Origin of the sequence: Catellatospora bangladeshensis (assembly GCF_016862575.1) — a bacterium.
Taxonomy (GTDB): domain Bacteria; phylum Actinomycetota; class Actinomycetes; order Mycobacteriales; family Micromonosporaceae; genus Catellatospora; species Catellatospora bangladeshensis.
On record NZ_BONF01000077.1, the window covers coordinates 1 to 9,461 of the forward strand.

At 70.2% G+C, this 9,461-nt stretch carries 9 protein-coding genes and 2 tRNA genes; 5 read left to right on the plus strand and 6 right to left on the minus strand.

Annotation, left to right across the window (positions count from 1 at the left end; genetic code table 11):
- The first annotated feature begins 152 nt into the window (after positions 1-152).
- The gene (locus Cba03nite_RS39110) at positions 153-995 is read left to right on the plus strand and encodes a GNAT family N-acetyltransferase (protein ID WP_203757583.1); all 843 of its coding nucleotides are present in this window, start codon (positions 153-155) and stop codon (positions 993-995) included.
- Here Cba03nite_RS39110 and Cba03nite_RS39115 read toward each other — a convergent pair.
- Complete coding sequence (locus Cba03nite_RS39115; RefSeq protein WP_203757585.1) at positions 992-2,170, minus strand: MFS transporter; 1,179 nt, start codon at positions 2,168-2,170, stop codon at positions 992-994. The two genes, Cba03nite_RS39110 and Cba03nite_RS39115, sit on opposite strands and share 4 nt — an antisense overlap.
- 60 nt (positions 2,171-2,230) lie before the next feature.
- Entirely contained in the window at positions 2,231-3,079 is an 849-nt protein-coding gene (locus Cba03nite_RS39120; RefSeq protein ID WP_203757587.1) for an EamA family transporter, read from the minus strand.
- A 41-nt stretch (positions 3,080-3,120) separates the two neighbouring features.
- Between Cba03nite_RS39120 and Cba03nite_RS39125 the strand changes: the two genes are divergently transcribed.
- Positions 3,121-3,804 carry a helix-turn-helix domain-containing protein gene (locus Cba03nite_RS39125; RefSeq protein WP_239126351.1) on the plus strand — a complete coding sequence of 228 codons (684 nt, stop codon included), beginning with the start codon at positions 3,121-3,123 and terminating at the stop codon, positions 3,802-3,804.
- A gap of 52 nt (positions 3,805-3,856) precedes the next feature.
- Here the strand turns inward: Cba03nite_RS39125 and clpX are convergent, their stop codons facing one another.
- From clpX to tig, 4 genes are all read right to left on the minus strand, one after another.
- Complete coding sequence (gene clpX, locus Cba03nite_RS39130) at positions 3,857-5,149, minus strand: ATP-dependent Clp protease ATP-binding subunit ClpX (RefSeq protein WP_203757590.1); 1,293 nt, start codon at positions 5,147-5,149, stop codon at positions 3,857-3,859.
- A 199-nt stretch (positions 5,150-5,348) separates the two neighbouring features.
- Positions 5,349-6,002 (minus strand): ATP-dependent Clp protease proteolytic subunit, encoded by a 654-nt coding sequence (locus Cba03nite_RS39135; protein ID WP_275411648.1) that lies wholly within the window; start codon positions 6,000-6,002, stop codon positions 5,349-5,351.
- Between the two features lie 12 nt (positions 6,003-6,014).
- Complete coding sequence (locus Cba03nite_RS39140) at positions 6,015-6,626, minus strand: ATP-dependent Clp protease proteolytic subunit (protein WP_203757592.1); 612 nt, start codon at positions 6,624-6,626, stop codon at positions 6,015-6,017.
- A gap of 159 nt (positions 6,627-6,785) precedes the next feature.
- The gene (gene tig, locus Cba03nite_RS39145; protein ID WP_203757594.1) at positions 6,786-8,153 is read right to left on the minus strand and encodes a trigger factor; all 1,368 of its coding nucleotides are present in this window, start codon (positions 8,151-8,153) and stop codon (positions 6,786-6,788) included.
- 245 nt (positions 8,154-8,398) lie between these two features.
- On the opposite strand from tig, the gene Cba03nite_RS39150 reads away from it, so the two are divergent.
- The 3 genes from Cba03nite_RS39150 (at position 8,399) to Cba03nite_RS39160 (ending at position 9,223) form a co-directional block, all read left to right on the plus strand.
- Positions 8,399-8,722, plus strand: a complete 324-nt coding sequence (locus Cba03nite_RS39150) for a hypothetical protein (RefSeq protein WP_203757596.1) — start codon at positions 8,399-8,401, stop codon at positions 8,720-8,722.
- A 284-nt stretch (positions 8,723-9,006) separates the two neighbouring features.
- Positions 9,007-9,083 (plus strand) — tRNA-Pro (locus tag Cba03nite_RS39155).
- A 66-nt stretch (positions 9,084-9,149) separates the two neighbouring features.
- Positions 9,150-9,223 (plus strand) — tRNA-Gly (locus Cba03nite_RS39160).
- The last annotated feature ends 238 nt before the right edge of the window (positions 9,224-9,461 follow it).

Sequence of the window (9,461 nt, forward strand, 5' to 3'; positions counted from 1 at the left end):
AGAGAACATTACGCGACCCCCGAACCACGACGCAAATCGGGGTCGGTTGTCGCCGGTCACATCATCACCGCCGGCCTATCTTAGCAGCTCGTCCCGGCCGGATGTCGGGAAAGGAAGCGGCCGGCGAGCACCGTGGAGGCAGAATCTGACGGGTGAAGGTGACCGCCGACACATCGCTGCCCGACTTCGCCGCCGCGGTGATGCCGTGGCTCCTGCGCGATCCCGTACGCAACAACCAGCTGCTCACCATGCTGCAGTCCCGGTTGGACGGCGTCGTGCCGACCGAGCCCGACCTGCTCATGCTCCGGGTCGACGACTCCCTCGGCGCGTTGCGCGCGGTGGCGGTCCGGCCCCCGCCGTTCCCCATGCTGCTCAGCGATGTCTCGGCGGGAGCTGTCATCCGTCTGGGTCCGCATCTGGCCCGGCACCGTCCGGAGGTCCGGCGGTTCACCGGCCCGGCCGCCTCGACGGAGCTGCTCGTGGCGAGGGTGGCCGAGCGGTCCGGCGCCCCGGCGAGCCTGCTGGCGTCGTACCGCATGTTTCAGATCTCGGTGGTCAGGCCGCCGGCCGGAGTCGCGGGGCACCCGCGGGAGGCGGCCCTGCCCGATCGGGATCGGCTGGTCGAGTGGTCGGCGGCGTTCCAGCGGGAGGCGCTGGCCGAGCACCCGCCGTCCGACCCGGCCGCGCCGATCGACGGGCGGCTGGCCCTGGGCAGCCTGCTCTGGGTATGGGAGTCCGGCGGCGAGCCGGTCGCGATGACCGCGATGACCGCGCCCGCGGCGGGAGTGGTCCGCATCAACCTCGTCTACACCCCACCTCCGCAACGCGGGAACGGCTACGCGTCGGCGCTGGTCGCGGCGGTGAGCCGGGCCGCGCTGGCGGCGCGACTGCGGCCGGTCCTCTTCACCGACCTGGCCAACCCGACCAGCAACAAGATCTACCGGGCGATCGGCTACCGGCCGCTGCAGGACACCAGCCTGTGGGAGGTCGGCTAGGCGGACGCGGGCTCGGGCAGCGGCTGCCCGTGGGCGATCTCGGCGGCGCGCAGACGTCCCGCGCTCAGCGCGACGATCAGGACCAGCCCGGTGACCATGGCGAACGAGAACGGCAGCGAGGTGGCGTGGGCGATGCCGCCCATCAGGCCGGGCGCAGCGAGCCCGGCGCCGTACGACACCGTGGCGACCCCGGCGATCGCGTGGGCGGGGTGGTCGCCGGTGTGCCCGGCCGCGCTGAAGGCGAGCGGCACCACCACGGCGACGCCGAGGCCGATCAGGCCGAACCCGGCCACGCCCACCGGCGGCGTCCAGGCGGTGACCACGAGCATGCCCCCGAGGACCCCGAGCGCCCCGCCCGCACGGACCGTGCCGACCGCCCCGAAGCGGCGCACCACCGCGTCGCCGATCAGCCGTCCTCCCGCCATGGCCAGGGCGAACATGCTGTACGCGATGGCCGCCTGCCCCTCGCTGGCGTCCAGGATCTGGCGAAGGTAGACGGCGCACCAGTCGGCCGTGGCGCCCTCGGCGAAGACGGCGGCGAAGCCGATCAAGCCGATGATCAGCACCGGCCCGCGGGGCAGCGAGAAGCGCGGCCCGTCCTCGGCCGCCGCCGCGGGCACGGTCGGCAGCAGCCAGTGGCCCGCGGTGACACCGATCACGGCGAGCAGCACGCCCATCACGGCGAGGTTCACCGGGGCGCTGACGCCGAGGTATGCCGCGGCCGCGCCGATGCCGGAACCGATCAGCCCACCCACCGACCACATGCCGTGCAGGCTCGACATGATCGAGCGCCCGAGCCGCTGCTCGACCTCGACGCCCTCGGCGTTCATGGCGATGTCGGAGGTGCCCGCCGCGACACCGGCGAGCAGCAGCATGCCCATCAGGGCCCACTGGTTGGGCGCGAGGGCGAGCACGCCCACGGCGAGCGCCCAGGCGGCGATGAGGATCCGGGTGGCCGGGCGGCCGCCGATGCGCTCGACCAGGCGGCCGGTGAACGGCATCGAGCTGAGCGAGCCGACCGCGGGCATGATCAGCGCGAGCCCGAGCGCGCCCTCGCTGAGGTGCAGGTGTTCGGCGATCCACGGGATGCGGGAGGCGAAGCTGCCGCTCGCCGCGCCGTGCACCGCGAATACCGTCGCCACCGCCCAGCGGGCCCGTGTCACCTGCGAAGCCATGGGTTGGACCTTACGTGGCGGTCCCTCGCCCGGCCACCACACATTTCACGGATCCTGGGTTCAGGTGGCGGCGAGGATCAGTGCCGTCGCGGCGAGGCCCAGACCGGCGAACTGTACGGGCCGCAACCGCTCCTTGTTGACGGCGAGCGCGAGCAGCACCGTGCTGGCCGGGTACAGCGAGGCGATCGGCGCGACGATGCTCAGCTCGCCCTGGTGTGCGGCGAGCAGGTAGAGGCCGTTGGCGGCGATGTCCAGGCAGCCCGCGACGACGGTCAGCGCGAGCACATTGCCGCGCAGGCGCAGGGTGCCGCCCATGGGCCGGAGCAGCAACAGCCCGACCGGGACCGAGGCGAGGCGCGCACAGGCCAGCGGCCACATGCCCGCGCCCTCCCCTGCCTGGGCGAGCAGCAGGAAGAACACGCCGAACATGGCGCCCGCGGCCAGCGCGAGCCCGATCACCCGCGGCCCGGTGGCGCCGGTGCCCTCGGCGGGGCTCAGGCTGACCAGCGCGATCGCGATCACCGCGCAGGCCGCGCCGACGAGTGGCGCCGGGCCCGGCCGTTCGCCGAGCAGCAGGCCGCCGGTGAGCGGCACGAGGGCGGAGGTGACGGCGGCGACCGGTGCCACGACGGCCATCGCGCCGCTGGCCAGCCCCTGGTATAGGAGGACAATCCCGAAAAGTCCGGCAATCCCTGCGGCCGCTCCCCAGCCCAGCGCCGACACGCCGAAGCGACCCGGGATCAGCAGCAGAAAAGCTGCGATCATCGGTATCGCGCACAGCTGCGACACCACGGTCACCGAGTAGGAATGGCCTCGCACGCTCGCGGCACCCTGCACGGCCTTACCGCCGCAGAAGTCGGCGGTGCCCCAGACCAGGGCAGACGTGCCGGCGAGCAGAACAGAGATCACGACGTGTTCGTATCACGGCATTGACCGCAAAGGACAGTCTGTTGACCGATACGACGATCGAACGGGCCCGAACGGCGGAGCACGCCGACGCCGGCCCGCACGCGCCCCGGCCCCGCCACCTGCCCCTCGACGAGATCAACGCAGCGGTCGCGCTGCACGTACGCGCCCTGCGGGCCGGTCGCGGCTGGTCGCTGGACGAGCTGTCCGGCAGGTCCGGGGTCAGCAAGGGCATGCTCGTGCAGATCGAGGGCTGCCGCACCAATCCCAGCGTCGGCACGCTCGCCCGGATCGCGGACGCGTTCGGGGTGACCGTGGCGCGGCTGCTGCAGCCCGCCGCCGACCGCAGCGTGCACCTGAGCGAGATCGACGACGCGCCGGTGCTGTGGCGGGGCGGCCGGGGCGGCACCGGCCGCATGCTGCGCGGGCTCAGCGATCCCGGCTTCGTCGAGCTGTGGGACTGGCGGTTCGCCCCGCAGGAGCGTTACGAGGCCGAGGAGCTGCTGCCCGGCACCCGCACCATGGTGCACGTGCTGGTGGGGCAGGTCGTGGTGACCGTCGACGGCGCCGACCACCAGGTGCAGGCCGGGCAGACGCTGGACTTCCGGTCCGACCGGGCGCACGCGTGCCGCAACGATCTGGACTCCCCGGCCCGGCTGGTCATGGTGGTGACGATGCCGCCGGGTGAGCTCGACCGGCGGCGCGGTTCGGCGATCGCCCGGCGTTAGGGCGTACCCAGGCAGAAGCGCCGCCCCGGACGGGACGGCGCTTCGGGTGTGACTAGGCGGTCTTCTCTTCGCGGTGGTGCCGCGCCCGGCGGCCCGTGCTGAGGTCGCGGCGCGGGACGATGGTCGGGTAGACCTTCTCCAGCACGGTGTCCCGCGTAATCAGCACCCGCTCGGCGTTGGGGTCGCTGGGCACCTCGTACATCACGGAGAGCAGGACCTCTTCCATGATCGCCCGCAGGCCGCGGGCGCCGGTGTTGCGCAGCATGGCCTGGTCGGCGATGGCCTCCAGGGCCTCCTCCTCGAACTCCAGCACCACGTTGTCCAGCTCGAACAGGCGCTGATACTGCTTCACGAGGGCGTTGCGCGGCTCGGTCAGGATCTTGACGAGCGCCTCGCGGTCCAGGCTCCGCACGGTCGTGATGACCGGCAGGCGGCCGATGAACTCGGGGATGATGCCGAACTTGAGCATGTCCTCCGGCATCACCTTGGCCAGCGTCTCGTCGCTGACCCGGTCGGTGACCGCGCGCAGGTGCGCGCCGAAGCCCAGGCCCGAGCGCGCGGTGCGCTGCTCGATGATCTGCTCCAGCCCGGCGAAGGCGCCGCCGCAGATGAACAGGATGTTCGTGGTGTCGATCTCGACGAAGTCCTGGTGCGGGTGCTTGCGTCCGCCCTGGGGCGGGACGTTGGCCCGGGTGCCCTCCAGGATCTTCAGCAGCGCCTGCTGCACGCCCTCACCGGAGACGTCACGGGTGATGGACGGGCTGTCGGACTTGCGGGCGATCTTGTCGATCTCGTCGATATAGACGATGCCGGTCTCGGCGCGCTTGATGTCCCAGTCGGCGGCCTGAATGAGCTTGAGGAGGATGTTCTCCACATCCTCACCCACGTAGCCGGCCTCGGTCAGCGCGGTCGCGTCGGCGATGGCGAACGGGACGTTCAGCATGCGGGCCAGGGTCTGCGCGAGGTGCGTCTTGCCGGTGCCCGTCGGGCCGATCAGCAGGATGTTGCTCTTCGCGACCTCGACCGACTCGCCGCCGCGGCTGTGCGCCGCGTCGGCCTGCAGCCGCTTGTAGTGGTTGTAGACCGCCACCGCCAGCGCCTTCTTGGCGCCGTCCTGGCCCACCACGTACGAGTCGAGGAACTGGCAGATCTCCATCGGCTTGGGCAGCTCTTCCCAGCGGACCTGCTCCTCGCCGGCGAGCTCCTCTTCGATGATCTCGTTGCACAGGTCGATGCACTCATCGCAGATGTAGACGCCCGGCCCGGCGATGAGCTTCTTCACCTGGCGCTGCGACTTGCCGCAGAAAGAGCATTTCAGCAGGTCGCCGCCGTCGATCCGTGCCACCTACGACTCCCCCTGCCCCTGAAGCGGACGAACGCCGTGTCCCACCCGGGGGCGTGGACATCGGTACTGCTTTGACGTTACCTGTTGTGAGCCGGTTTGCGACGGCCCCACCCCGCCGACCACACCGCTGATTCTGACACGTGGCTGTGACAGCGCGGCGGTGCCGTCCACCTGTTGGGGTGAACGGCACCGCCTCCGCTCAGCGCGCGCCGGCCAGCAGGCTCTTCTTGCGGCTGGTCATGACGGAGTCGACCAGGCCGTAATCCAGCGCCTCGGCGGCGGTCAGGATCTTGTCGCGGTCGATGTCCTTCTTGACCTGCGCGGAGTCCTTGCCCGAGTGGCGCGCCAGCATCTCCTCGAGCTGGTTGCGCATCCGCATGATCTCCCTGGCCTGGATCTCGATGTCGGAACCCTGACCGTAGCCGCCCTCGGTGGCCGGCTGGTGGATGATGATGCGCGAGTTGGGCAGCGCCAGGCGCTTGCCCGGGGTGCCCGCCGCCAGCAGCACCGCCGCCGCGCTCGCCGCCTGGCCCAGGCACACCGTCTGGATGTCCGGGCGCACGAACTGCATCGTGTCGTAGATCGCGGTCATCGCGGTGAACGAGCCGCCCGGCGAGTTGATGTACATCGTGATGTCACGGTCCGGGTCGGCCGCCTCCAGCACCAGCAGCTGCGCCATCACGTCGTTGGCGGACGCGTCGTCGACCTGGACCCCCAGGAAGATGATGCGGTCCTCGAACATCTTGTTGTACGGGTTGGTCTCCTTCGTCCCGTACGACGTGCGCTCGATGAACGACGGGATGATGTAACGGTTGCTGACCTCGGCGAAGCTCGGCGTCATGCGTGGAAACATCGTTGCGCTCCTTCAGTTCCCGACCGGCACGGCTGCCGACGCGGTGATCACGTTGTCGATGAAGCCGTACTCCTTGGCCTGCTGCGCGGTGAACCAGCGGTCGCGGTCGCTGTCGGCCTCGATCTGCTCCACCGGCTGACCGGTGTGCTTGGCGATCAGATCGATCATGAGCTTCTTCGTGTAGATCATCTGCTCGGCCTGGATGGCGATGTCGGCCGCGGTGCCGCCGATGCCGCCGGAGGCCTGGTGCATCATGATCCGCGCGTGCGGCAGCGCCGACCGCTTGCCCTTGGCGCCCGCGCACAGCAGCATCTGCCCCATCGAGGCCGCCATGCCCAGCGCGATCGTCGCCACGTCGTTCTGGATGAACTGCATGGTGTCGTAGATCGCCATGCCGTCGTACACCGAGCCGCCGGGCGAGTTGATGTAGAGGTAGATGTCGCGGTCCGGGTCCTCGGCGGACAGCAGCAGCAGCTGCGCGCAGATCCGGTTGGCGACCTGGGTGTTCACGTCACTGCCCAGGAAGACGATGCGCTCCTTGAGCAGGCGGTTGTAAACAGAGTCGTCGAGGCCGCCGGCGATCGGATCGGAACCCCGCGCAGTTGGAACGTGCAGCTCGCTCATATCGGCAGCCTTTCTCGTTGTCCTACAGCGACCCTAACCGCTGCCAGTGACAGCAGCTTCCCCGAGATCCGCGTGTTCGCTGTCAGCGCACGGCGCCCGGAGCACGAACGGCGAAGGACCCGCCCACGGTGGTGAACGGGTCCTTCGCGATGCTCATCGTCAGTGGTCGTGACCCTCGTGGTCACCGTGGTCGTGGCCCTCGTGGCCGTTGCCCTCGCGCAGCGAGTCCAGGGTCAGCACCTCGCCGTCGGTGTCGGTCATCACGACCCGCTCCATGACCAGCGCCAGCGCCTTGCCCCGGCGCACGTCGCCGTAGACGGCCGCGGCGGCGCCGTTCTGGACCAGGCGGTCGTAGTACACCTGCGGCGCGACGCCGGCCCGCTGGGCGCGGTGCACGATCTCGTGACCGTACTCGTCGTCGGTGACCTGGACGTCCTCCGCCTCGGCGATGGTGTCCAGCACGAGCTGGATCTTGACACCCTCGGCGGCGGCGTCGGCCAGCTCCGCGGTGATCTGCTCGTCGGTCTTCTCCTCGGCCGCGAGGTACTCCTCCAGGGAGGCGCCCATGCGGTCGAGCTGCTCAACCATGGCGGCCTTGCGCTGCTCGACCTCGTCGGCGACGACACCCTCCGGCGCCGGCACGTTGGCCTGCTTCACCAGCTCGGCGAGGGCCTTGTCGCGGGCCGCGTACAGCTGCTCGACCTTCTTGACGCGGGTGATCCGCTCCTTCAGGTCACCCCGCAGCTCCTCCAGGGTGTCGAACTCGCTGGCCAGGCCGGCGAACTCGTCGTCGAGCTCGGGGAGCTCCTTCTCCTTGACCGTGCGCACGGTCACCTTCACCTCGGCGTCGCGGCCGGCGAACTCGCCGCCCACGAGCTGGCTGGTGAAGGTCGCCTCCTCGCCGGCGGCCAGGCCGACGACGGCCTCGTCCAGGCCCTTGAGCAGCTGGCCGGAGCCGACCTCGTGCGAGATGTTGTTGGCGGTGCCGCCCTCGACCTCGACGCCGTCGACGGTCGCGACCAGGTCCAGCTGCACGTAGTCACCGGTGGCGGCGGCGCGCTCGACGGTCTTCAGGGTGGCGAAACGCTGGCGCAGCCCGTCCACCTGCTCGTCGATCTCGGTGTCCGAGATCGCCAGCGGGTCGACCTCGACCTTGATCGCGCTCAGCTCGGGCAGGGTGATCTCCGGGCGCACGTCCACGTCGGCGGTGAACTTCAGCGGCTTGCCGTCCTCGAACTCGAGGTTGTCGACGGCCGGGCGGCCCAGCAGCTTGACCTCGTGCTCGCGCACCGCGGCGAAGATCTGCTGCGGGATGGCCTCCTCGATCGCCTCCTGCAGCACGGCGCCACGGCCGACGCGCTGGTCGATGACCTGGGCCGGGATCTTGCCCTTGCGGAAGCCGGGGATGTTCACCTGCGCCGCGATCTCCCGGTACGCCTTCTTCAGGCTCGGCTCGAGCTCGGCGAACGGCACCTCGATGGCGAGCCGCACTCGAGTCGGGCTCAGAGTCTCGACGGTGCTCTTCACTGGCGTACTCCTTGGGATCTTTCGGTCGTTTTGACGGGGCCTACGCACTGTACTGCGGGGCCGCGCCGCGTCATGAGGCCGGTCCGACACGCGGACACGAAGCCCGGTCGAGTGTAGGCGAATACCTGGTTGCCCTCCCGCATCGGGCGGCGGTTATCGGCAGATGTCACACATCGCAGGCGCGGCAAACCCATAATATCCAGCAAAGCCGACAAACTGGGCAGGTTGTCCGGGAGGAGACCACCGTGCCACCGATCGATATCGCATCCCTGCTCACCGTGCTCACCGACCTCGGTGGCCCGCTGATGGGCCTGCCCGTACGCGCCGTCGCGGCGCCCGACCCGGAGGCAGCCGTGCCCGGCACCCTGCTCAACGATCTCGTCCCGCTCGCGGCACCCGCCGGCGAGCGCGGCCCGGCCTGGGCGGCGGCCGTGTTCTTCGCGCTGCTCACGCTCGCGCTCACGGTCTGGCTGCACCGAAAGATCAAGCCGGAGCTGCTCACCCCGGCCAACGCGCACCTCGCGTACACCGACGAGCCCACGCAGCCCGGTGGGACCCCATCCGCCTGATCGAACAAAGCCCCACCGGGGGTTCCCGGGCCCATCGCCGCGCTGCCCCGCCCCGTCCCGGCCCAGGCCGCCCACCGGCTCGGACGAACGAACCCCGGCGGGCCGCCTGGACCAGAGGACGAGGGGCGAATCGTCTCCCCGTCCCTGCGTACACCGTAGGCCCCCAGAGAGGTAGGTATGTGCTAAATGCCGAAAAACCTTCGGAATGGGACACGGCTATATGGGTGTGCGGCCAGGTGCGCAGACCGCATACACTTCCGGGGGCGCCGCCACCATCGGCGCAACGGGGTGTAGCGCAGCTTGGTAGCGCACTCGCTTTGGGAGCGAGGGGCCGTCGGTTCGAATCCGGCCACCCCGACCAGCCGTGGCACGGCACACACGACCTCGGTGGCCGCCGCGCTGACCCGGCCGCTAGACTCAGGGCCACGCGGGCGTAGCTCAATGGTAGAGCTTCAGTCTTCCAAACTGACTACGCGAGTTCGATTCTCGTCGCCCGCTCCAACGGAAAGGCCCAGGTCAGCGACCTGGGCCTTTCGCCATCCCACCCCTTGACGGGCCGCCGCGCGGGTGTTGATCGCCGACCACGGCGCACGCGGCCGGCTGGTGTGGCACCCCGCGAGGAAGGAAGGGCACCTTCTTAACGCTTTCCGTAGAGGAAGGGCACCTTCTTAACCCCTGGCCGGACCGGGGCGCTCGGCTCGCGGGCGTTGATCGCGATCTCGTGTCAGAACCAACGCCG

What these genes read in the sequence shown, in the direction of transcription:
- Cba03nite_RS39115 (WP_203757585.1), bottom strand. Translation starts at nt 2,170, where the DNA reads ATGGCTTCGCAGGTGACACGGGCCCGCTGGGCGGTGGCGACGGTATTC.
- Cba03nite_RS39135 (WP_275411648.1), bottom strand. Translation starts at nt 6,002, where the DNA reads ATGTTTCCACGCATGACGCCGAGCTTCGCCGAGGTCAGCAACCGTTAC.
- Cba03nite_RS39140 (WP_203757592.1), bottom strand. Translation starts at nt 6,626, where the DNA reads ATGAGCGAGCTGCACGTTCCAACTGCGCGGGGTTCCGATCCGATCGCC.